The organism is Lactobacillus sp. 23-2 (genome assembly GCF_044902225.1).
Taxonomy (GTDB): Bacteria; Bacillota; Bacilli; order Lactobacillales; family Lactobacillaceae; genus Lactobacillus; species Lactobacillus absianus.
The window spans coordinates 54,601-78,190 of the sequence record NZ_JAOQBX010000004.1 but is presented as its reverse complement, the minus strand read 5'-3'; the positions used below and the strand labels follow the sequence as shown (position 1 = coordinate 78,190).

At 51.7% G+C, this 23,590-nt stretch carries 17 protein-coding genes; 12 read left to right on the top strand and 5 right to left on the bottom strand.

Going from position 1 to position 23,590, the window contains the following annotated elements; translation table 11 throughout:
• Positions 1-52 precede the first annotated feature (52 nt).
• The gene (brnQ, locus tag OCH80_RS02685) at positions 53-1,399 is read right to left on the bottom strand and encodes a branched-chain amino acid transport system II carrier protein (RefSeq protein WP_404537686.1); all 1,347 of its coding nucleotides are present in this window, start codon (positions 1,397-1,399) and stop codon (positions 53-55) included.
• A gap of 175 nt (positions 1,400-1,574) precedes the next feature.
• On the opposite strand from brnQ, the gene OCH80_RS02680 reads away from it, so the two are divergent.
• The 5 genes from OCH80_RS02680 to OCH80_RS02660 all read left to right on the top strand — a co-directional run bounded on the left by OCH80_RS02680 (position 1,575) and on the right by OCH80_RS02660 (position 7,133).
• Complete coding sequence (locus OCH80_RS02680) at positions 1,575-2,243, top strand: DNA alkylation repair protein (protein WP_404537684.1); 669 nt, start codon at positions 1,575-1,577, stop codon at positions 2,241-2,243.
• A gap of 65 nt (positions 2,244-2,308) precedes the next feature.
• A complete protein-coding gene (locus OCH80_RS02675) occupies positions 2,309-2,848 on the top strand; it encodes an NUDIX domain-containing protein (protein ID WP_206987651.1) in 540 nt (179 codons plus the stop codon).
• Positions 2,849-3,399: 551 nt separating this feature from the next.
• On the top strand, positions 3,400-5,658 hold the full coding sequence (locus OCH80_RS02670; protein WP_404537682.1) for an EAL domain-containing protein: 2,259 nt from the start codon (positions 3,400-3,402) through the stop codon (positions 5,656-5,658).
• A gap of 286 nt (positions 5,659-5,944) precedes the next feature.
• Entirely contained in the window at positions 5,945-6,661 is a 717-nt protein-coding gene (locus tag OCH80_RS02665; protein ID WP_404537680.1) for a DapH/DapD/GlmU-related protein, read from the top strand.
• A 211-nt stretch (positions 6,662-6,872) separates the two neighbouring features.
• The gene (locus OCH80_RS02660) at positions 6,873-7,133 is read left to right on the top strand and encodes a SemiSWEET family transporter (RefSeq protein ID WP_404537678.1); all 261 of its coding nucleotides are present in this window, start codon (positions 6,873-6,875) and stop codon (positions 7,131-7,133) included.
• A 56-nt stretch (positions 7,134-7,189) separates the two neighbouring features.
• Here OCH80_RS02660 and OCH80_RS02655 read toward each other — a convergent pair whose 3' ends face one another.
• The gene (locus OCH80_RS02655; protein ID WP_404537676.1) at positions 7,190-8,290 is read right to left on the bottom strand and encodes a helix-turn-helix domain-containing protein; all 1,101 of its coding nucleotides are present in this window, start codon (positions 8,288-8,290) and stop codon (positions 7,190-7,192) included.
• Positions 8,291-8,694: 404 nt separating this feature from the next.
• On the opposite strand from OCH80_RS02655, the gene OCH80_RS02650 reads away from it, so the two are divergent.
• The 3 genes from OCH80_RS02650 (at position 8,695) to glmS (ending at position 12,060) form a co-directional block, all read left to right on the top strand.
• Entirely contained in the window at positions 8,695-9,174 is a 480-nt protein-coding gene (locus OCH80_RS02650; RefSeq protein WP_404537674.1) for a methylated-DNA--[protein]-cysteine S-methyltransferase, read from the top strand.
• Between the two features lie 200 nt (positions 9,175-9,374).
• Complete coding sequence (locus OCH80_RS02645; protein ID WP_154549228.1) at positions 9,375-9,863, top strand: Lrp/AsnC family transcriptional regulator; 489 nt, start codon at positions 9,375-9,377, stop codon at positions 9,861-9,863.
• A gap of 385 nt (positions 9,864-10,248) precedes the next feature.
• A complete protein-coding gene (glmS, locus tag OCH80_RS02640; RefSeq protein WP_404537672.1) occupies positions 10,249-12,060 on the top strand; it encodes a glutamine--fructose-6-phosphate transaminase (isomerizing) in 1,812 nt (603 codons plus the stop codon).
• 135 nt (positions 12,061-12,195) lie between these two features.
• Here glmS and ppc read toward each other — a convergent pair whose 3' ends face one another.
• On the bottom strand, positions 12,196-14,925 hold the full coding sequence (gene ppc, locus OCH80_RS02635) for a phosphoenolpyruvate carboxylase (protein ID WP_404537670.1): 2,730 nt from the start codon (positions 14,923-14,925) through the stop codon (positions 12,196-12,198).
• A 394-nt stretch (positions 14,926-15,319) separates the two neighbouring features.
• On the opposite strand from ppc, the gene OCH80_RS02630 reads away from it, so the two are divergent.
• Both OCH80_RS02630 and OCH80_RS02625 read left to right on the top strand, forming a co-directional pair.
• Entirely contained in the window at positions 15,320-16,942 is a 1,623-nt protein-coding gene (locus OCH80_RS02630) for an ABC-F family ATP-binding cassette domain-containing protein (protein WP_404537668.1), read from the top strand.
• A gap of 146 nt (positions 16,943-17,088) precedes the next feature.
• Positions 17,089-18,852: a diguanylate cyclase domain-containing protein gene (locus OCH80_RS02625; RefSeq protein WP_404537666.1), complete on the top strand. Its 1,764-nt coding sequence runs from the start codon at positions 17,089-17,091 to the stop codon at positions 18,850-18,852.
• A 64-nt stretch (positions 18,853-18,916) separates the two neighbouring features.
• Here the strand turns inward: OCH80_RS02625 and OCH80_RS02620 are convergent, their stop codons facing one another.
• Together OCH80_RS02620 and OCH80_RS02615 are read right to left on the bottom strand one after the other, a co-directional pair.
• Positions 18,917-20,125, bottom strand: coding sequence for an MFS transporter (locus tag OCH80_RS02620; protein ID WP_302188304.1), 1,209 nt, complete (start codon positions 20,123-20,125; stop codon positions 18,917-18,919).
• A gap of 188 nt (positions 20,126-20,313) precedes the next feature.
• Entirely contained in the window at positions 20,314-21,030 is a 717-nt protein-coding gene (locus OCH80_RS02615) for a Bax inhibitor-1/YccA family protein (protein WP_154549223.1), read from the bottom strand.
• Between the two features lie 211 nt (positions 21,031-21,241).
• On the opposite strand from OCH80_RS02615, the gene murI reads away from it, so the two are divergent.
• Positions 21,242-22,024: a glutamate racemase gene (gene murI / locus OCH80_RS02610; protein ID WP_404537663.1), complete on the top strand. Its 783-nt coding sequence runs from the start codon at positions 21,242-21,244 to the stop codon at positions 22,022-22,024.
• A 121-nt stretch (positions 22,025-22,145) separates the two neighbouring features.
• Positions 22,146-23,567, top strand: a complete 1,422-nt coding sequence (locus OCH80_RS02605) for a C69 family dipeptidase (protein WP_206987638.1) — start codon at positions 22,146-22,148, stop codon at positions 23,565-23,567.
• Positions 23,568-23,590 lie beyond the last annotated feature (23 nt).

The following is a 23,590-nucleotide window of genomic DNA, read 5'->3' as shown; positions in this document are numbered from 1 at the left end:
ACGGATCCTTCCGTAAGACGGGGGATCCGTTTTGCTTGCTGTTTTTGACTGTTTATCGTTGGCGATAGCGGATGCTGGACCAGACAGCCATGACTAAAAAGGCGATGGCAACTGGCAGAAGCCAGCCCAAGCCGTCCTTAAAGAGGGGCAAAAGCTTGGCGTAGATATCGGTGATTCCACTGACGGCCTTGCTCAGGCTAGGCGGCAGGGCGCTCAGGAAGTCGCCGAAGGCACAGATGAAGGCTACGGCCGTCATGACCACGTAGCTTCCTTTGCCGAAGTGGAAGAAGGAGGCGGTCAGGGAGGTCAGAATCAAGGCAATGGCCAGCGGGTAAAGCAGCATCAGGACCGGGACTGAGAAAGCGATGATGGAGGTCAGGCCCACGTTGGCGATGGCCAGGGCAATCAGGCTGAAGAGGATGGCCCACTTGTTGTAGGACATAGACTTTGGGAACATCTGCACGAAGGCTTCAGCCGAGCTGGTGATCAGGCCAATCGCGGTCTTTAGGCAGGCGATCAGGATCATCAGGGCAAACAGGACTGAGCCAAAGCCTGGGAAGTAGTGGCGGGCGATCTGGCTCAAGGCCTCTCCGCCGTTGGCGGCCAGGCCCAGGGCTGGCCGGCTTTGAGCGCCGACAAAGGAAGTGATTCCGTAGATGACGGCCATCAAGAGGCAGGCCAGAATCCCCGTCTGGATGGTTGACTTGGCGATCTGCTTGGGCTCAGTGATCCCGAAGGCTCTGATCGAGGAGACGACGATGATCCCAAAGGCTAGGCCGGCTAAGGCATCCATCGTGTTGTAGCCTTCCAGGATCCCGCTGATGAACGGCGCGCTGGCGTACTCGCCGGCCGGCTTGACCGCGCTGGCGCTGCCCAGAGGGTGGATTAAGGCGGTAATCATGATCCAGAAGAAGAACAAGAGGAAGGCCGGGGTCAAAAATTTCCCGATCCAGTCCATGATCCGGCCAGGTCTTAGCGAGAACCAGAGCATAATGGCAAAAAAGACCAGGGAGAAGATGAAGAGGGCAGTCTGCTTGGACCAGTTGCCAGGCAGCAGCTGGCTGATCCCAGTTTCAAAAGGCACCGTAAAGCAGCGCGGAATGGCGAAGAAGGGCCCGATGGTCAGATACAGGGCACAGGTGAAGAAGTAGCCGTACTTGCGGGAAACCTGCTCGCTCAGGGTCAAGACGCCGTCAGAGTGGGAAATGCCCAAGGCCGCGATTGCCAGCAGCGGCAGGCCCACCCCAGTGACCAGGAAGCCCAAGAGGGCCCAGATCACGTTTCTGCCGGCGGCTTCCCCCATATAAGCTGGAAAAATCAGGTTCCCAGCCCCGAAGAAAAGGCCGAAGAGCATGCTGGAAATTGTCAATGATTCGTTTAAAGTCAGTTTTCTTTTCATGCAATCCTCCGTAAATATATCTTTAACGCTAATATTTTAGCAGAGTTGCCTAGAAAAAGTTAGCTCTCCAAGCTTGCTATAAAGAAAAGGCTAGTCTAAAGAATAAAGCTGTTATATACTATGTTGACATGTATTAACGTCTATTATGATAGAACGCGCAGCAAGAAGGCAAAAAATGACCAGTCAGGAAAAATACCAATTGATGAAAGACGAGCTCAGGCAGGCGGGCGACCCTGAAAGAGCCCCGCAAATGGCCAGGTACATGCGGGATCAGTTCAAGTACTACGGGCTGGCCTCGCCAGTTAGAAAGGAGCTTTGCCGGGATTTCTTGAAAGAAGAATACAAAAGCCGGCAGCTGGACTGGGACTTCGTTTTCCTCTGCTTTAAAGACGACTACCGGGAAATGCAGTACCTGGGCGTGGACTACGTGCGCCGCTTTGCAAATTGCGTGACCTATGAGGACCTGGAGAAAATGTATGAATTGCTGCGGACCAAGTCCTGGTGGGACACGGTCGATGCCCTGGTGAAGGTTTTGGGCAGCTTGTCGCTTCGCGATGGCCGGACTAAAGAAGTCATGCTGACCTGGGCCCAGGATCCGGATTTTTGGATCAGGCGCAGCGCGATTGAGTTCCAGCTGGGACTGAAGGAGCAGACTGACCAGGAGCTCTTGGGCAAGATCATTACTGACAACCTGGGCAGCAGCGAATTTTTTATCAACAAGGCCATCGGCTGGGCCCTGCGCGACTATTCCAAGACCAAGCCTGCCTGGGTGCGGGAGTTTATTGAAAAATACCAGTCCGCGCTCAGCCCGCTCAGCATCCGTGAGGGCAACAAGTATCTTTGAAAAAATGGCATGATAACCGCTAATTAATATAAAACAATAGCAATAAAAGGTCGAAAAGAAACGTCATGTTTGAACTAAATTATTGTCCCCAATGCGGGAGCAAGCTGGAAAAGAAATTCTTAAAAAATGAAGGGGAGATTCCCTACTGCAAGCAGTGCGCGGACTTCCGCTTCCCTATTTTTTCAACGGCCGTCAGCATGATCGTGATGAACGAGCAGCATGACCGGGTCATCTTGATCAAGCAGTATGGGCGCGATTCCTATATTTTAGTTGCCGGCTACGTCAACAAGGGAGAGGACGCTGAAGCTGCCTGCGCGCGGGAGCTGCTGGAAGAACTCCACCTGCACGCCAAGAGCCTGTCTTTTAACCGGACGCACTACTTTGCCCCGTCCAACACCTTGATGCTCAATTTCACGGTCACGGTGGATGAACAAGAAGCCGTGCAGGCCAACGAAGAAGTCGACGCCTGGCAGTGGATGAGCGTGCCTGAGGCCAGAGCAAGCATCCGGCCAAATTCCTTGGCCCAGCAGTTCCTGGAAGGCAGCCTGACCGGGGAATACCACTTTAGCAAGCAGAATCAAGCGATTCAGCCGCCAAAGAATTGAGCATGTTTATCATAAAAAAGTATTTGATACAATTCTGTTACAAAATAAAGATTTTTTCACGTTTTGGGGCAAATTTGCCAGCCAATTATTATTTGGAACTTATAGAATCATTTAAAGCCTTTCTTGAAATTTAACCCCAAAAGCAGCCCACCTTTAATTTTCACAAAAAATGACCAGCTTTGAGCAAGCGGGTGCAACAGTCAAGGCAGCAGACACCACCGCTTTCGGGAGGTATCTTTTTTAATAAATCAAGTAAGACAACGTTTTCTGGATTAATCATGAAAGATGAGCAATTGCTGAAAAGGACGATAATAGTGAAAAGTTAGCAAATAACGACAGCTGACCCGATTTTGCCAAAAGCATTTGCTTATAAGTGGCTGATTATACAGGTGCAATAACTTGATTTTGAAACAGAAATAACATATAGTGTTTAAAGCATCTTTTTAAGGGACACCCACCGCGATTAAGAAGGCGGAGAGGTGTCTTCTTTGTCTAGTACGTTTGCTGATTTATTGGAATCAGCGTTATTTTTTATCAGTGTGAGGTGGAACTTGGATAAATACGGTTCTTTTAAGCGGGATTTCGACGCGGCGGATTTTGATGGGCAAATGGCTCTGGAATTGGTTAAATACGTGGGAATGCTGAATCGCTGCATGGACCGGGCAATCAAGGACGGGACGCCGCATGACTCAGTGGTGACCTTCTTAAAGGAACTGGGTGAAGGTCTGAATGCTGACCGGACCTACATTTTCCAAGTGAATGCCAATGACCGCTTTGACAATACCTTTGAATGGTGTGCCGAGGGCGTGGAAAAAGAGATCAGTAAGCTGCAGGACCTGCCGTTTGACTTCTATTCCACCCACTGGGTTTCAGCCTTTGCTAATAAAGAGGGCTACTACATTACCGACATGGAAGCCTACCGGGAGCTGGATCCGGAAATGCACGCGATCTTGAAGCCGCAGAAGATCGACCAGCTGGCAATTTGTCCCTTCTTCTTTGAAGGCCGCATGGTCGGGGCTATTGGGGTGGACAATCCAGGCGCGGATTCATTTGAGCTCTGCCTGCCAATCCTGCAGCTGTCTTCAAGCTATATGGCTTCCCTGCTGCGCCACTCCCTCTTTGTTGAAAAGGGCGCCCAGGTTGATCCCTTGACAGGCTTGATGAGCCTGGCCAGTTTTCGGGACCAGCTGATGGAGCAGAAGAACAAGCATCAAGAGCAGCTGGACGTGGTCTACATCGACGTTACCAATTTCAAGATCTTCAACCGTGAGCATGGCTTTGGCGCTGGGGATGAGCTGCTGCGGACTTTAAGCCGGCTCATCCAGACCATCGCCGAGACGCATTACGCCGCGCGGGCAGTTGCCGATCATTTTTACGTGCTTGTGCCTGATGACAAGGCGGAAGCCATCATCAAGGCCGTTCACGACGAAATGATCAACGATGAGCGCTTTGCTGTTTCCATCCGGGCCGGAATCTATGCTTTGGACAGCGATGATGAGCTGTCCACGCCAGCGGTCGACCGGGCCAGGATGGCTGCCAACAATACGGTCGGTGACTACCAGAACTACTATTGCCGCTACAATTCAAAGATGGAAGACGACTTGATGCGGACCAACTACCTGCTGAGCCATATCGACGAAGCCGTCAAGAAGGGCTGGATCAAGGTCTTCTACCAGCCGATCGTGGATACTTTCAGCCAGAAGATCAGCACCTTTGAGGCGCTGGCCCGCTGGATCGACCCAGTCTATGGCTTCATGAACCCGGCTGAATTCATCGACGTTCTGGAGCAGGGACACCTGATCCACAAGCTGGACCTCTTTATCTTGGAACAAGTCTGCCGCGACTTGCGCGATGCCGCTGCGGCTGGCCGGCCGCACCCAGCCGTTTCGGTCAACTTGTCCCGCTACGACCTGGAAATGTCCGGCCTGCATGACAAGATCAACGGCTTGCTGGCCAAATATGGGGTTGACCGCGATGAGATCCGGATTGAAATTACCGAATCAGCCCTTTTGAACAATGGCGCCGACCTGATCAAGGAGCACATCCGGCGCTTTCACGAAGATGGCTACCAGGTCTGGCTCGATGACTTTGGCAGCGGCTTTTCTTCCTTGAACAGCTTGCAGAACTTTGACTTCGACCTGCTCAAGATCGACATGGACTTTTTGCGCCATGCCAACGGGAAGACGCCGATCATCTTGATGGACGTGATCGATATGGCCAAGCGCCTGAACATCGAAACCCTGGCTGAAGGGGTGGAAGAGAAGGAAGAATACGACTTCCTGCACGAATTGGGCTGCGTCTTGACCCAGGGCTACTATTTCTCCAAGCCCCGTCCCAAGGAAGAACTGGCAAAAGTCATCGCGGAAAAGCAGCTGGAATATGAGACGCCAGAAGAGCACTTTTTCTACCGGGAAATCGGGAAAGTCAATGTCTTGAATGCGAGCTATCCCTTTAACGATGAAAATGAGCGGCCGTCCAGCCAAACGCTGCCAGTAACCATCTTGCTGGTCAAAGATGACGTCTACCAGACGATCTATGCCAACAAGGCGTCCAAGGACTGGGTCAAGTATCTGGGCGTTAAGACGATGGCGGAGGCCAACCGGTTGACCAGCGATCCAAGCAAGCCGTTCTTCAGCCAGATTCAAGGCCTCCTGCGCCAGGCAGACCAGATAAAGGGCGTAGCCGAAAGCAACTTTGTTACCCCGCACTACCTGTGCAAGATGAAAGCCCAGCTGATTGTGGTTAATGGCGATACTAAAGCCTACTTGGTCAGCTGCCAGGATTACACCTTGGACAATGTCGGGTTCTAGAAAGGTTTTTGCCGCGGAGAACTTAATTTAGTTAATGAAACTCACTAGGGAGTGGGCCTTGCTAAGGGCCCGCTCCCTTTGATTTTTATTTTTTGAAAGGGCTTAACCAGTTGAGGCGTCTAAGCTTGTATTTAAGCGGATTTTTCTAGATAATATTATGTAGAGCTAATCAATCAGTAATGAGGAATCAAGTTATATGGCAGAAACCGAGCTAGAAAAAATGCGGAAGGGGAAGCCCTACAAATTGGACGATCCGGAGATTTTACGAGCAAAGGAAGCGGCAATTATGTGGACAAGCGAATACAGACAAGGCAATGAATTGGATATTCCGGCCCAGCTGCTGCGCCTGAAGATGCACTTGGGTGCTTTGGGCGTGGAGCCTGTAGTCGGACGCGGCTTCACCTGTGAGAACGGGAAGAATATTTTTATCGGCCACCACTGGACTTGCGGTAATGACCTGACCATCCTTGACGCGGCTAAAGTGACGATTGGGGACTACTGCATGATTGGGCCCAATGTCTTGATCACGACCATCGATCATCCAGAGTCACCGCGCCAGCGGCGCAGCCGGACGACGCTCGCCAAGCCAGTCACGATTGGCGATGACGTCTGGCTGGGGGCCGGAGTCATGGTTTTGCCGGGGGTTAAGATCGGCAACAACGTGATCGTCAAGCCTGGTGCCGTGGTTGACAAGGATGTGGCTGACAACGCCGTCGTAGCTGGCAACCCAGCCAAGCAGATCGGCGAGGTGGTCGACGATGTGCTTACCCGCAAGGAAGAAGAGGCGGCCAAGGAAAAGGCCGCCAAGCTGGCTAAGGTGGAAACGGTCGCGGAATTGGCGGAAAGAATGATCCGCCAGCACCAGCAGGAGGAAGCGGCCGCCCGGGCCAAGGCGGAAGCTGAGAAGCAGGCCAAGGCCGCGGCCAAGATCCAAGCCAAGGAAAAGCCAGCCGCCAAAGGCCGGGCTAAAGCCGCTAAAGGCAAAAAGCGGGTTAAAGCCTAAGAAACAGCATTTTTATACAAAGAAGCCAACTTCTGTAAAAGAAGCTGGCTTTTTTTGCGGATATCGTATTCAAGTTGCCGCGGTCTTTCAGCAAGAAACTGGGAAATGACCATGACTAGCCAAGGATTTGCTGATTGCGGGCAGTTTCTCCTTTAAATAAAATCAAAGTACTTATTAAGTCAAAAAGTGCAGCAAGAAAGAGTAACAGACCATGACACATAACAAGCTTAACCAGAATATTGGCCGGATCGCATCCGTGATTTCCGTCCTGATGTACGTTTCCTACCTCGCTCAGATCGCCAGCAACCTGGCCGGACAGAAGGGCAATCCAGTCCAGCCCTTCGTGGCCGCGGTCAACGCCAGCCTCTGGGTCGCCTATGGCTGGACCGCTCCTAAAAAGGATTGGCCAATCATTATCGCCAACGCGCCAGGGGTAGTGCTGGGCTTGGTTACGGGGATTACCTGTTTATAGAAAAATGGTCCAGATCGTGCTTGATCTGGACCATTTTTTGATCTCGGCATCCGCGGCTACATCCGGCTGTTTCGCCGAAATTCCAAGGGCGTGACGCCGTATAGCTTCTTAAAGGTCCTGGAGAACTGACCCTGCTCCTTGTAGCCCAGGTCGGCAGCGATCTCGGCCAGGCTCTGGCTGCCAAAGACCAGGCGGCGCTTAGCCTCTTCCATCTTCAATTGGGTCAGGTACTGCTTGACGGCCAGGCCGGTATTGGCCTTGAACAGGTGCATCAGGTAGGACTTGTTGATGCCAAGGTATTCGGCCACTTCCTGGACGCTTTGCACGGTCGTCATGTTTTCCTGCAAAAACTGCTGGGCCTTGTTGACCAAGGGCAGGACGTGCTGGCGGCGGCTTCTGGCCACCTGGCGGAGAAACTGGAGGCTGATCGTCCGGTTGTATTCGTACATATTGGTGATGACGGTCTGCTTTTCGGTTTCGGCAATAATCCGGTCGCTCAAGGCATAGGCCGTTCTGGCTGGCAGGCCGCCCCGGATGGCGGCTCTGGTGGCTAGAGTGGTCGTGGCAATGGCCAGGTCCTTTTTGTTGCGCAGCTCACCGGCATTGAAAGTGCCAAAAATTCCCGTGCTCATAAAAGTCCGGTAGGCTTGGTTGAATCCCTCCTCGTCTCCTTGGGCGATCTTATCCCAGAGCATCTGTTCGGACAAATAGCCCTGGTAGGTGTTGTCAGAGTGGATCTCTCCTTGAAAAGCCGTGTCCAGCAGCGCCCGCAGCTCGGTCTGGTGGCGGATTTCCTTGGGAAATTTATGGTAAAAGAGGGCGTAGAGGGTCCTGATCTGGGCTGAGAACTGCTCAATGCCCAATAATGGCGCCTTGCTGTCATAAGTCCCCTTGCCTTGGATGTTATAGTCGACCGACCAGCCGACGATGGTCCAGTCTTTCCAGATAAAGGCCGCGATGATGCTGTGCTTCTTTTGCAACAGGATGCGGACGTATTCCGGGCTGGCTTGCAGCTGGCTGCAGACGCTGGCGTTCAGGTCGGGAGCCAGGGCGGTCGTAGCCTGGAAGGTCTGGGCTCCGTCTTTAAAGACATAGATATTCAGATTGGTTGCCTCATGAAAGGTGGTCAGGATGTCTTGCAGCTCTTGTTCGTTCATTTTGTCCCCCTTGCCAGTCAGGTTAAAGCATTCTTATACAAAAAGTAGCATATAAGCACAAATAGTACAAGTGAAAGCGCTTAAAACGGCTTTTGGCAAATGAAGAAGTCAAACGAAAAGAAAGGCGGTGACGAGATTGAAGATGGAGCTGACCAGCACTGAAAATTAATGCATTTCTTATTTCAATTGCCACGAAAACAATGTCAAAAATAGCAAAATGTAAAGGCTCACGTGTTTTTTGAAACATGTGAGCCTTTACATTTTGTCTATCCCTTTTCTTTTAAGTTGATTTTAAGTATAATTCTTTTATTAAGAAAAGTTTAAATATATAAGCGCCTATAATTAGAAGATAATTATTTTAGCAAATGTAATCAAAACTGTTTTTTGGAAAAGAGGGTGAGCCAATGCCAGAAAGCAGCACCTGTTGCCAGACGCCTTTGGGAGTCATGATGCTCAGGGGCGGTGAAGCCGGCTTAGTCAGCGCGGAATTTGTTGCTGAGGCAGAGGGAGCGGCCAGCAGCAATCGCCAGCGGGACTTGCCGCGGCCGCTGAAAGAGGCTGCGGCCTGGCTTGAGGCCTACTTTGAGGGCCGCGAGCTCCAGCGTCCCAAGCTCCATGCCTCTGGAACGGCCTTTCAGACCGCCGTTTGGGACCAGCTTCTGCAAGTCCCGTATGGACAGACGGTGACCTATCAGGATTTGGCTGACCGGCTGCATACGGCCCCGCGGGCCATTGGCGGGGCCGTGGGCCGCAATCCGCTGGCGCTTTTTATTCCCTGCCACCGGGTTGTGGGCAGCAGGGGCCAGCTGACCGGCTATGCCTGGGGGCTGGAGCGAAAGCAATGGCTGCTGGATCATGAACGTTCGGCTCCTGTTATTTTATAAAACTAAGTAAAATCAGCAGTACTTAATAAATTAAATTTTACCTAGGCTGGATATAGATTAAACAAGAGTTGCTCTTTTTAAGCTTAAGCCGTAAAACTTAATTTTCTTTAATAAAAGTACTTGCACTTAATTTTTTTAGGCATAAAATATAGTTTATTACAAATGTAAGTTATTTAATTAGGGTAAATTAGGGGGATAAAATGGTTGAATACAAGATTGATAAAACCGACCGCCGCATTTTGCAAATGCTGGAAGAAAATGCCCGTACTTCCGTAAAGGATATTGCTGAAGCCAACTTTATGTCGTCTCCTGCCGTAGCCAACCGGATCAGAAGAATGGAATCCACCAACCTGATCAAGAACTACTACGCAGATATTGACTACTCAGCCATGGGCTATGTGGTTAAGGCTTTCATCAACTTGGAAGTCAAGCCAGAAGACAAGAGCGAGTTTTATCCTTTTATCGAAAAGATTCCTAACGTCGTCCAATGCGACTGTATTACCGGTGACTACTCCATGTTGATTCAGGCGTCTTACAAGCGGCCTGAAGAACTGGACCACTTGGTCAACGAGCTGCAGAAGTTTGGCCGCACCAAGACCGAAATTGCCTTCTCGACGCCGATTGAACACCGGCCAATCCCAGTTCACGAAACTGAAGATGACGAAGACGATGAGAAGAAGGCCAGGTAAGGCTTTTACGCAAATGAACGGGGAGACACCTATTTAATTCAGCAATGCTAATTCCTTAACTGATGGCATTGCTGACTTAGATAGGTGTTTTTTGCTTAATTTTCGAAAAACGGCCGCAGCCAGACCAATTTAAGAAAAAAGGTGAATAACGGCGGGACCGCTTCTGTTTGTTAAGCAGGAGCGGTCCTTTTTGGTAAAATTATTAATTTAAAGTTAAGTTTTCCATGCATCCGGACAATTTATACCAATTTTAAGATTTAAGACTTGACCTTTTAGACCAAAGCGGCTAATATTCCTATTGCAAACGTAAAAAGCAAGTAGTCCAATATTGGCTATTGAACTAGACCAATCTTAAAGAGACTATCGCGAAAAGGAGATTTATTTTATGTGCGGAATTGTAGGCGTAGTTGGCAAGCCGGCTAGAGAAGTTGTATTGAACGGTTTGAAGAATCTTGAATACCGTGGCTATGACTCAGCCGGTATCTACCTGAATGACTTGCAGGGGCATGAATTTTTGACCAAGGCAGTTGGCCGGATTTCAAACCTGGAAGAGAAAATGACTCCTGATGAACAAGGGACCACGGGGATTGGCCACACTCGCTGGGCTACCCACGGTCACCCAACCGAAGCCAACGCTCACCCTCACTACTCAGCTGACGGCCGCTTCTACCTGGTTCACAACGGCGTGATCGAAAACTACGCTGACTTGAAGGAGAAGTACCTTAAGGGCGTACACTTCAATTCTGAAACTGACACCGAAGTCGTTGTCCAACTGGTTGGCAAGTTTGCCGATGAAGAAGGCCTGTCAGGCTACGACGCCTTCAAGAAGGTCTTGAAGCTGGTTAAGGGCTCATACGCCTTCTTACTGGTGGACAACACCAAGCCAGACCACATCTATCTGGCTAAGAACAAGAGTCCAATGATGCTGGGCCTGGGCGACGGCTTCAACATCATCGCTTCAGACGCCATCTCAGTTTTGGACCAAACCAAGACCTTCATTGCCTTGAACGATGGCGACCATGCTGACGTAACCAAGGACTCAATCGAAATCGAAGACGTTGACGGCAACAAGGTTGAACGTGAATCACACGAGCTCGACATTGACCCAAACGCTGCCTCAAAGGGGACTTACGAATTCTACATGCTCAAGGAAATTGACGAGCAGCCAGCAGTAATGCGCCGCCTGTCAACTGAATACCTTGACGAAAACGGCGAGCCAGTCGTTGACGCCAAGATCGTTGACGCCGTATCAAAGGCAGACCGGATCTACATTTTTGCCGCTGGTACCTCATACCATGCGGGCCTGGTTGGTCAGCAAATCTTTGAAAAGTTTGCCGGCATTCCAACTGAAGTTGGCTACGCTTCAGAAGCAGGCTACCACTTCCCAATGATGTCCAAGCACCCGTTCTTCATCTTCCTGACCCAGTCTGGCGAAACCGCCGACTCACGCGTGGTCTTGACTGAAGCCAACAAGCGTCATATTCCAAGCTTGACCATGACCAACGTTGAAGGCTCAACCTTGTCCCGGGAAGCTGACTACACTATGCTGCTCAAGGCTGGTCCGGAAATTGCCGTTGCCTCAACCAAGGCCTATACGGCCCAAGTGGCCCTGCAAGCCATCCTGGCCAAGGCTGTTGGTGAAAAGCTGGGCAAGCAGGAAGCCAAGGACTGGAACCTCAAGCACGGCTTGAGCATCGCGGCTGAAGGGATCCAGGAAATCGTTGACGGCAAGGAAGCAATCGAAAAGCTGGCCAAGAAGTACCTGATACCTTCAAGAAACGCCTTCTACATCGGCCGCGGGATTGACCACGCCGTTTCCCTGGAAGGGGCTTTGAAGCTGAAGGAAGTTTCCTACATTCAAACCGAAGGCTTTGCGGCAGCTGAATTGAAGCACGGGACTATTTCCCTGATTGAAGACGGCACGCCAGTTATTGCCTTGATCAATGACCCGGTAACTGCTGACCTGACCCGCGGCAACATTCAAGAAGTCGCTTCCCGCGGGGCCAACGTCATCACGATCGTGGGCAAGCAGTTCGCCAAGGAAGGCGACACCATCGTTTTGCCAGAAATCGACTACTACCTGTCAGCCCTGGTTTCCGTCGTTCCTGCCCAATTGCTGGCCTACTACGCCTCAAAGGACAAGGGGCTGGACGTTGACAAGCCACGGAACCTGGCTAAGAGCGTAACGGTTGAATAAGGCTCTGGCTTTTCAGGCAAAATAATAAACAATAGCAAGAAAAAATTGAGAATAATTCCAAAAGAAAAACCACTAGGAAGAGTTTCCTAGTGGTTTTCGCGTTAAAGGAAATAATTTGCTGCTCAGTCAGTGACTTTAGCCCGAATTACGCAGGCCTGAAGCCACCCCGTTGATGGTGATGTGGATGATCGATTCGTAGATGCCGCTGACTTGGTCATTGCGTCCGCGCTTGATCATTTCCAATTGGATGTAGTTCAGGACGTTAAAGTAAGGCATCCGGTAGTCCAAGCTGCTTTCCAGGGATGGGTTGTCTTCCAGCAGCTTTTCGTGACCTTCGATTTGCAGGATGACTTCCTTGGTCAAGGCCCATTCAGCGTGGATGATGTCAAAGACTGACCGGGTTTCCGCATCCTGGCAAAGGTTGGCATATTGTTCAGCGATTTCCATATTGGACTTGGACAGAACCATGTCGACGTTGGACATCAATGAGTGGAAGAACGGCCAGCCATTGTACATGTCCTGCAGGACCTTCAGGTTTGCGGGATCAGCATCGATGAAGTGCTTGAAGGCAGAGCCAACCCCGTACCAGCCTGGGAACATGACCCGGCTTTGTGACCAAGAGAAGACCCAAGGAATAGCCCGCAGGCCTGAAAGCTCAGTGATCTTCTTCCGGGCGGCAGGCCGAGAGCCGATGTTCAAGCTGGAAACTTCTTTAATAGGAGTGGCTTGGAAGAAGTAGTCGTGGAAGTGCGGGTTCTCAAAGACCAGCTTGCGGTAGACCCGGTTGGAGTCAGCCACGATGGCATCCATTGAGGCCGTGAAGTCTTGGATTTCCTTTTCGCCGACCTTTTGGTTGGAGACCATTCTGTCAACGGCGGCTGACAGAAGCATTTCCAGATTGTAGTAGGCGGAGTCCTTGTTGCCATACTTGTTCTGGATGATTTCCCCTTGTTCGGTCGTCCGGATCCGGCCCTTGATTGAGCCGAATGGCTGGGAGGTGATGGCTTCGTATGAAGGACCGCCCCCACGGCCAACCGTGCCGCCGCGCCCGTGCATGAAGGTGATCTTGATCCCCATGTCTTCGCCGATCTTGGTCAATTCCTTCTGGGCCTTGTACAGGTTCCAGCATGAAGCCAGGTAGCCGCCGTCCTTGTTGGAGTCGGAGTAGCCGAGCATGATTTCCTGGTAGCCGTTCTTGGAGGCAATCCAGCGCTTGACGATGTCGAAGTTCAAGTAGCGCTTCATGATCTCGCGGGAGTTCTGCAAGTCCTCAACCGTTTCAAACAGCGGCACGACTTGGATTCTAGCGTGCTGGTTGTCAAGCAGGCCGTATTCTTTCAGCATGGTGGCTTGCTCCAGCATGTCGGAAATGCTTTCCGTGTGGGAGATGATGTGCTGCTTGATGACGTTTTCGCCCAAGGTGTCCTTCAGCTTGCGGGCCGTAGCGTAGATCTTCAGTTCCTTTTGCAGAAGCTCTGACTTAGGCGCGTTGTTGGAGTGAAGGGTCCGCGGGTCGTTTTCCAATTCGTTGAGCAACAGCTGGATCTTTTCTTCTTCTGACAAGTCGCTGTAGTTGTCGCAGATCTTGGCGCCCTTCAGCAATTCAGCTACGCAGGCTTCGTTGACGCTGGAGTCTTGGCGCATGTCGATGGTGGCCAGGTGGAAGCCGAAGACTTCGATGGCTTCAAGCAATTCGTCAAATGGTCCAGTCGTGACGGCTTGGTCGTGGTTTTGAATCAATGAGCGCTTGATTGCTTCCAGGTCGCTCTTGAATTCGTAGGCATCCTTGTAGACAGGAGCCTTTTCCAGGTTTTCTTCAGAAACGACGCTGTCCTTGGAGACGCGGTCCAGCAGCTGTTTTTCCGTGTGGGCCAGGCGGGATTCAACGTAGTAGCAGGCCCGGCGGTATGGCTCATTGACTCTGAATGGAGAGTTGTCGCCGGAAAGCTCTGACAATTTGACGACTTCTGGAGTTGGCTGCACGTAGGAAGTGGAAATGGCCAAGGTCCGGTACAAGTCGTTCATGGCCTTGGTGTAATAGTCAAAAATGACTTCCGCTTGAATGGTGCCGCTCAGGCGCAGGGTGTCGGCCGTAACGTAAGGGTTGCCGTCCCGGTCCCCGCCGATCCACATGCCCATGGTAATTGGGGTCGCGCCGTCGATGTTCAAGCCGCGCTTGCGGGCCAGTTCCTTGTAGCGGCCAGTCAGCTTGGTGATGGCAGGAATCAAGGCTTTCGGGTAGTAGACCATGACGTTCTTGATTTCGTTCTTGACCTTCAGCTTCTTTTCCCGGATGATGTCCGTCTGCATGATAATTTCAATGTAGCGGCGTAGCTGGTTGGTCCATTCGTCCCGGTCAATGGTGCCGGCGCTGACGTCCCGGTATTCCCGCAGAAGGTTGTGGATCTTGTCGGTCAATTCCAGGATGGTCTTGCGCTGCACTTGGGTTGGGTGAGCCGTCAAGACTGGCACTACGTTGACGTGGCGGAGAATTTCCGCGGCGTTGTCCTTTTGCGCAACCAGATCGACCGTATTGGACAGCTTGCCAAGGTAGTCTTGCTTGGTATTGTTCAGCAGGTTGACCTCGCTGGCCAGATCAACGTCTTCAGAAATGTTGATCAACAGCGGCAGGGTAGCAAAGTAGCGGGCAACGACGATCAGCTCTTGATTGCTCAGGGAAGCAATTTGGCTTTCCAATTGGCTGTGGTCTTTGCCGGCTGCGATCTTAACCAGGCCCTTGATCTTCGCGAATTCCTCGTCGCCGACTAAGTGACGGGTACTCTCATCGAGCAGGTCGGTCAGAATTTTGACTTCTTCAGCAATAACCTGGTGGTTACTGTTGTTTTCTAGTTTCTTAGCAGTCACGCTTAACTCCTCTCATCAAAAAGAATATGTTGTTGTCATACTTCCTATATCATACGCCTTTTTCACTTAAAAATGAATGAGAAAGGGGGTAAATTACGATAAAAAATTAGCAAAAGCGAACTATTGACGGATTTTTTGCCTTTATTTAAAGGTAATCGTTAAACATTTTCTAAGCAGTCAGTTTAAATGATTAATTTTGCCATTGGCTAAACTTAATAAAGCCAAAAAATGGCTAGATAAAACAAAAGAAAATTAAGTCAAAAATGATAATTTTTTTGAGCCAAATCGATTGTTTGAAAGCGGCTAAAACTGATATACTAACTTAGATTATCATCCGGAAGCAATTTCCGGAAAAATTTGAAAATATTGAACGAAAGAAAATGAGGACCAACTATTGATCACAGTTTCAGACTTAAGCTTACAAATCGGCAGTCGGACGCTTTACAGCGACGTCAACTTGAAGTTCACGCCAGGCAACTGCTACGGCATTATCGGGGCCAACGGCGCCGGCAAGTCGACTTTCCTGAAGCTCTTGGAAGGGAAGATGGAGCCAACGACCGGCTCAATTACCATCGGCCCCAACGAAAGAATGTCCAGCCTGAATCAGGACCACTTTGCCTTTGAAGACTTTACGGTCATGGATACTGTGATCCAAGGCCACCAGAAGCTCTACCGGGTCATGCAGGAAAAGGACGCCCTCTACGCCAAGCCTGACTTCAGCGAAGCAGACGGGGTCAAGGCGGCTGAACTGGAAACCGAATTTGCCGAGCTGGACGGCTGGAACGCGGAAAGCGACGCCTCCCAGCTCCTGCAGAGCATGAGCATTCCGGAAGACATGCACCAGAAGAAGATGAGCGAGCTGGCTGAAAGCGACAAGGTGAAGGTGCTTTTGGCCCAAGCCTTGTTCGGCAATCCTGACATCCTCTTGTTGGACGAACCGACCAACGGTCTGGACATCCACACTACGGCCTGGCTGGAAAACTTCCTGGCTGACTATGAAAACATCGTCCTGGTCGTTTCCCACGACCGGCACTTCCTGAATCAGGTCTGCACCCAGATGTGCGACGTCGACCGCGGGCAGATCAAGCTCTATGTCGGCAACTATGACTTCTGGTACGAGTCCAGCAAGCTGGCTACGGAAATGGCTAAGCAGCAGAACGCCAAGAAGGAAGAGCAGATCAAGCAGCTGCAGGAATTCATTGCCCGCTTCTCCGCCAATGCCTCCAAGTCCAAGCAGGCGACTTCCAGAAAGAAGCAGCTGGACAAGATCACCCTGGACGACATCAAGCCGTCAAGCCGCAAGTACCCATACATCAAGTTTGAAATGCACCGGGACCTGGGCAACGACTTGCTCCGGGTGGACAATGTGTCCTACAAGTCCGGCGACGAGCAGCTTTTGGACAATGTCTCCTTTATCATCCGGCCAGGTGACAAGGTAGCCTTCTTGTCCAGAAACACCCGGGCAACCACAGCCTTGATGGAAATCATCGCCGGCCGCCTGGAACCAGACTCCGGGACTGTTACCTGGGGGCAGACGACTTCCTTTAACTACATGTCCAGAGACCTTAACGCCAACTTTGACAATGACGAATTGACGATTTTGGACTGGCTGCGCCAATATGCCGACAAGGAGCACGACGACAACACCTTCCTGCGGGGCTTCTTGGGCAGAATGCTCTTCAGCGGCGACGAGATCAACAAGCAGATCAAGGTCCTGTCCGGTGGGGAAAAGGTCCGTTGCCAATTGTCCAGAATGATGCTGGAGCCGGCCAACGTGCTGGTGATGGATGACCCGACCAACCACTTGGACCTGGAATCAATCACTGCTTTGAACGAAGCCATGGAAAACTACCCAGGCTCAATCCTGTTCACTTCCCACGACCACGAGTTCATTCAGACTATCGCCAACCATATCATCGAAGTTGGGCCTAAGGGCGTCGTTGCCCGGGCCGACATCAGCTATGATGACTTCCTGGCTCACCCAACCGTGCAGGAACAGGTGGAAAAAATCTACTAAATCAGCATAAAACAAAGGGCTGATCCGTTTGCCGCGGATCAGCCTTTTTAGATTGCTAAATAGTTATTTTATTGGCCGGATTGCCTGGCGGACATGATAGAATAAAGTATACGATGAATTAGGACAATTGGTTTGTAGGTATTTTAATGAAATTAAATCTGAAGAATAAAATAATCTGGCTGGTCTTTACCTTTTGTTTCGTGATTGCTTCCTTTGCGGTGACGACGATTTTTTATTCACGGGAAATCGCGGACAAGAAGAGTAAGGCCTACCGGATTGCCGAAGCCTATGCCGTTGAGCTGAAGCGCGACTTTACCTATGCCACCAACCGCAATGCTGCTTTGGAGAAGTTAGTGATTTCCAAAAACGGCAAGCTTTCGGACGCGGAATTTATCCATGACGCGAAGCTGCTGAACACTGACTATATCAGCTTGATCGAGCTGGTTCCCAATGGCGTCGTGACTGACGCCTATCCATACCATCCTTCGCAGAAGAAGAACACCGACTTGATGAAGATTAAAGAAGCCAGAGAGGTGCTTAATTTCGTCAAGCGGAAGAAGCAGACGGTCATTTACGGGCCGATGCCCTTGGCAGGCACCAAGCGCTGCGTGGTGGTCATGAACCCGGTCACTTTGAAGAATGGCAAATTCTGGGGCTACACGATGCTGACCGTTAAGCTGCCAAACGTCTACCGGCACACTTTGAAGAATTTGAAGGCAATGGGCTATGACTACTGCATTGATACCAGCAAGTCGCCTTTGACCCAAAAGCGGGTCCAGGTTGAGTCATCCGTGGGCAAGGGCGACAAAATCCAGGACGCGGTTGGCTATACTTTTTCCTATGGCTCATGCTGGTGGACTTTGAGCGTTGTTCCTAAAGGCGGCTGGCGGGCGGGGGCAGCCGGACTGCTTTTAGCCAGTGCCGTTGTAATTGACCTGGCCATCAGCAGCCTGCTGTACCTGTTCCTAGGTACCCGCCAGCAAAAAGACGAGCTGAACCGTCTGGCCTTTAAGGATCCTTTGACGGGCCTGCTCAACCGCCGCGGCTTCCTGGAGCAATTGGAGCGGCGGCCTGAAATCCGCGACCAAAGTCCGCTGACCTTGGCTTTTATCGACTTGGATGACTTTAAATTCGTCAATGACGTCTATGGGCACGTGATAGGCGACTTGGCTTTGAAAAATCTGGCCCGGCACTTGCAGGAAGTTTTTCCGCCTGAGGCCTTGATTGGACGCACGGGCGGGGATGAGTTCTGCGTCGCGGTGCCAAGCGACCCTGCCCGTGCCCAAAAGCTGATCGAAGAAGCCGTCAGCGGGGTGCAGGAATTCACCAGCGGCCAGCAGGCAATCAGGTATACGATTTCGGCTGGCTACGCTGACTTTCCAAAGCAAGCTGACAAGGTCAAGGGCTTGGTCGTCTTGGCTGACGAGGCCCTTTACGCGGCCAAGATGCATGGCAAGAAAGCAGCCAAGCATTATGAGCCGCGGATGAAGCGAATCAAGCGGGCCCAGCTGGGCTTCAACGTCAAAAACGTGGCCCAAGGCCTGCCAGGCGGGGTCTTGATCTACCGGGCAGATGACCAGAAACGGGAAATTCTGTTTGCCAACGACTACTTGGTGCACTTGCTGGGCTGTCAGAGCTATGAGGAATTTTTGGCATATACCAAGTCCAGCTACAACAACTTTATCTACCGTGACGACTTCGCGGCAGCGGAAAAGTCCATCAAGCGCCAGCGGGAGCAAAAGCTGACGGATCCTGACAAGAGCCTGTCCTTGATTTACCGGGTCCAGGCCAAGGATGGCCGAATCCTGCATCTGAGCACCTTGGGCCGCTATGTTGAAGACAACTATTACGGGGATGTGTTCGTCGTGTTCGTCTTGCCAGGTGACCTCTCTTTTGAAAAAGCGGATTAATTGGGCAAAAGAAAAGCTGAAACTCGCGAAAAGAGTTTCAGCTTTTTGCTTGCAAGCGATAAATTTACTTCGTCTCTGGCAAGTTCTTTAAAATGTTGGTTCGGTAAAGCAGCAGGTTGAGCAGGACGATCCCGGAAGTGACCAGGAAGACGGCGCTGTAGCCCATGTGGGCTGAAACCGTGGAACCGATCATTGGGCCGACGATGTTGCCGATATACATGGCACTTTGGTTCCAGCTGAAGACCCTGCTGGTCAGGGCATGCGGCGAGTTCTTGGACAGCATGGACTGGACTTGCGGGAAGAGGCAGGCATCGGTGAAGCCAATCAGGAAGCGGCAGATCCCGAGCTCAAGCGTGTTTTGCACGAAGGCGGTCAGGAAAAAGAGAATGATGGAGCCCAGCAAGCCGCCCAGGATGATCTTGTGGGTCCCGATCCGGTCGCCTAGGCCCCCAAAGTAGGAGGCCGCGGAAACGGTCGCGATCCCCGGCAGGGCGGCGATGATTCCGCTGATGAAGACCACTTTGCCGTGTCCGCCCATCAGGCTTCTGACATATAGGGAAACGATCGGGTTGATCGACATGTTGGCGGCTTGGATGATCAAGGTGGTCAAAAGCAGGCCGATGATCATTTGTCCGCTTCTGAATTGCTTGATGGTGTCAGCGAAGCTGCCGCGCTTTTCGCCGGTCACGGGCACGAAGTCCGTTTCGTGAATGAAAAAGATGGATAGGACAAAGCAGGTGAAGAGGAGGAAGCCGGTGATGAAGAAGGTCATCCGGTAGCTGAAGGCCTGTGACAAGGCCCCGCCGACAAAGGGCCCCAGCAATTGCCCCCCGGTGGCGCAGGAGCTCATGATGCCCAGGGCCCGCCCGCTCTTGTGCTTTGGCGTTTCAGCCGCGATCAGGGCGTTGGAGTTGGAGATGAAGCCGGCAAAGACCCCCTGCATCCCCCGCAGGAAGAGCAGCTGCCAGACGTTTTGGGCCAGGCCCATCAAGGCAAAGACGATGGACATCCCCAAAGAGGCCCGCAGGATCATCGGCTTGCGGCCCTTCTTGTCGGCCAGGCGCCCCCACATGGGGGAGATCAGGGCAGCGACGATGAAGACGACTGAGAAGATGGCCCCGGACCAAAAGCTCAGCTGCTGGTGGCTAAATTTGCCCAAGCTGTCGATGTACAAGGACAAAAAGGGCGTGACTTCCGAAAATGCGATCCCCGCCAGAAAGACGCTGACCGCTGAGACATGCAGATTTCTTTTCCAGATTGGCGTTTTATTCACGTAAGAACCTTCTTTTTGACAATTTCTACCATATTTATAGCAACTTATTTGCTGAATTGCGCTCACGAATATCTATTGTAATTGCCTTTGCTTATTTACACAAGGCGAAAAATTAGCGCAGAAAAAAAGGATTGCGCCAGCAATCCTTTAAAAAATTAATTTTCTGTTCGATATTGAAGCCCTGATGCTTAGTTCTTGCTGTCGCTGTAGCCGAAGATCTGCAGCAGCTCCAGGAAGAGGTTGACGAAGTCAAGGTAGAGCAGCAAGGCCCCGTTGACAGCCAAGCCCAGGCTGGAAACCTGGTCGCCGTAAGTCTGGTAGATCTGCTTCATCTTCTGCGCGTCGTAGGCAGTCAAGACCGTGAAGATGATGACCGCGATGACGGAGAAGACGAAGGAGGCTGGGCCGCTCTTGACGAAGAAGTTGACGAGCATGGCCACGATCAGGCCGATCAAAGCGGCGTTGGCGTAAGCCCCGAAGTTGTCCAGGCTGCGCTTGGTTACGCTCCCGTAGAAGGCCATGCCGGCAAAGACGCCGGCGGCGGAGACGAAGGCCGCGGTGATGGAAGTGCCCGTGTAGACGAAGGCCAGGGTTGAGAATTCAACCCCATAGATGACGGCGATCGCCATCAGCATGAGGAAGCTGGCGGTTGGCCGCCGGGTCGCGTTGAAGCTGATGGCCACGCTCAAGACGATTGGCAGGAACAGCAGAATCCAGACCAAAGCCCGGCTGCTGGCCAGCATTGGCAGGATGGTGCCCGCGCCGACCGTCAAAGTCAGGTAGGCTGTCAAGGCGGAAACCAAGACGGCCAAGCCCATGATGGAATACATCTTGCTTAAAAAGCTGTTCAAGGCTGAGGCGTCGACGACGTGCCGGCGGTCAGCATTTGGTGAAAAGTTGTCCATTTTCTGTTCTTATCTCTTTCTTAATCTTTCAATCCGTTCGCCCCTGTTGGCGAAACTGGCAAAATCCTTTTGTCTGATTGAATACCAATTTACCATACCGGCGCTAAAAAGCAAGAAAGGCGATTCAAGCTTAAGATTGCCTTAATCAAGTTGAATAGGTTGAAGAAAAGGCTTTAAAAGTTCAAAATAGAAATTTAAGGGAGGTTTTTCAATGGAAAAATACAAGGATCGTCCGATTGGCGTTTTTGACTCGGGTCAGGGCGGCTTGACGGTGTTGAGCCGGCTGGTCGACCTGCTGCCACATGAGAACTTTGTTTTTTACGGCGACTCGGGCAACGCCCCCTACGGGGTCCGGACTAAAGAGGAGGTCTACCAGCTCTCCAAAAGGGTGGTAGAGCACTTGATCAACGATCACCAGGTCAAGGCTATCATGATTGCCTGCAACACGGCAACGAGCGCCGCGGCTGCCCGTCTGCGTGCTGAATACGAGTTGCCGATCATCGGGATCGAGCCTGCGGCCAAGCCAGCCGTCTTGGAAAACCCGGACCAGGAGGTCGTGGTCATGGCCACGCCTTTGACCTTGCGGGAAAGCAAGTTCAACAACCTGCTGCAAAAATACGACAAGGACCACCAGGTGGTCAAGGTGCCGGCGCCCAAGCTGGTTGAGCTGATTGAACAGGGGCAGACCAAGTCGCCTGAGCTTTACTCCTACCTGCACCAAGTCCTTGATCCTTATGCCGGCAAGGCTTCCGCGGTAGTCTTGGGCTGCACCCACTTTCCCTTTGCCAAGCAGGCCATTCTTGACGTCTTAGGCCATCGGACCCGAGTTTATGACGGAGCCATCGGGGCTGCCAATGAGGTCAAGCACCAGCTGGCCAAGCGGGACCAACTGACTGAGCGGACTGAGGCCGGGCGGATCATTTTTGAAAACAGCGCCCCAGGCGCCAGTGCCTTAAGTGAAGAGCTGTACCAGCTGTTCAGAAGCGAAAATTGATCAAAAACGCGCCGGCTGCTTTTTCTTTCAGCGGACCAGTCTTGTATAATATAAGAGGATAAAAATAGCCAAGCTATAAAAATGTTTAACTTTGTTTGCGACTAACAGGAGGAACTTTTAAATGAAGAAACCTGCAGAATGCACGACCATCTTAGTCGGCAAGAAGGCCACGATTGACGGATCAACCATGATTGCCCGCAGTGAGGACGGCGGCAGCCAGATCATTCCGGAAGCCTTTATTGCCGTTAATCCAGAAGAGCAGCCAAAGCACTACAAGAGCGTTTTGACCGGTCAGGAAATCGACGACGAGGACCTGCTCCCGAATCCTTTGCGCTACACCAGCGCGCCTGATGCTTCCGGCAAGCATGGGGTCTGGGCCGCGGCTGGGATCAACGATGCCACGGTAGCCATGACCGCGACTGAAACCATTACGACCAACAGCCGGATCCAAGGGATTGACCCCTTGGTTGAAAAGGGAGGCTTGGGCGAAGAGGACTTCGTGACTTTGACCCTGCCATACATCCACTCTGCCCGCGAAGGGGTTGAGCGCTTGGGCTACTTGGTTGAAAAGTACGGGACTTATGAAATGAACGGCTCAGCCTTTGCTGACCATGATGAAGTCTGGTACATCGAAACCATCGGCGGCCACCACTGGGCTGCCCGCCGCATCCCTGATGATGCCTACGTTGCCGCCCCAAACCGCCTGAACATCGACTTTTTTGACTTTGACGACAAAGACAACTTCATGTGCTCAAGCGACCTGCTGGACCTGATCAACGAATACCACTTGAACCCAGACTACACGGGCTACAACCTGCGCCACATTTTTGGCTCTTCAACCATCAAGGACGCCCACTACAACAACCCGCGCGCTTGGTACATCCACCGCTACTTTGACCCAGAATGGGAAGGCAAGCCTGGCGACCAGGACCAGCCATTCATCACTTATGCCAAGAAGAAGATTTCCCCAGAAGACATCAAGTTCTTGGAAAGCTCCCACTACCAAGACACTGAATACGACGTCTACAGCACGACCAATACTGAAGCTGAAAAGAAGCTTTTCCGGCCAATCGGCATCAACCGGAACTTCGAAACCCACATTCTGCAGATCAGAAACGATGTTGAAGAAGGCATTGCCGGCGTGCAATGGCTGGCCTTTGGTCCTAACACCTTCAACGTCTTCGTGCCATTCTACACCAACGTCACGACGACTCCGGCCAGCTTCCAGACCGGTCCTGACTTTGACTTGAGCAAGATCTTCTGGATCAACAAGCTGAACGCCCAGCTTGGCGACACCAACTACAAGGTTTACAGTGCCTTGGAGCAGGCCTTTGAGGAAAAGACCATGGCCAAGCTGCGCAAGATCGAAAATGAGACCGACCGGGCCGTTAAGGGCTTGGAAGGCCGTGAGCTGCAAGCCAAACTGGAAGAAGCCAACCAGAAGATGGCCGACCTGGCTTATGAAAACACGGTTGCTTTAACTGGTGAAATGGTTGCTTCCGGCCACACTTTGATGAAGCTGAAATACGACCTGCTTGACTAAATTAAAAAAATCAGTTGCCAGTC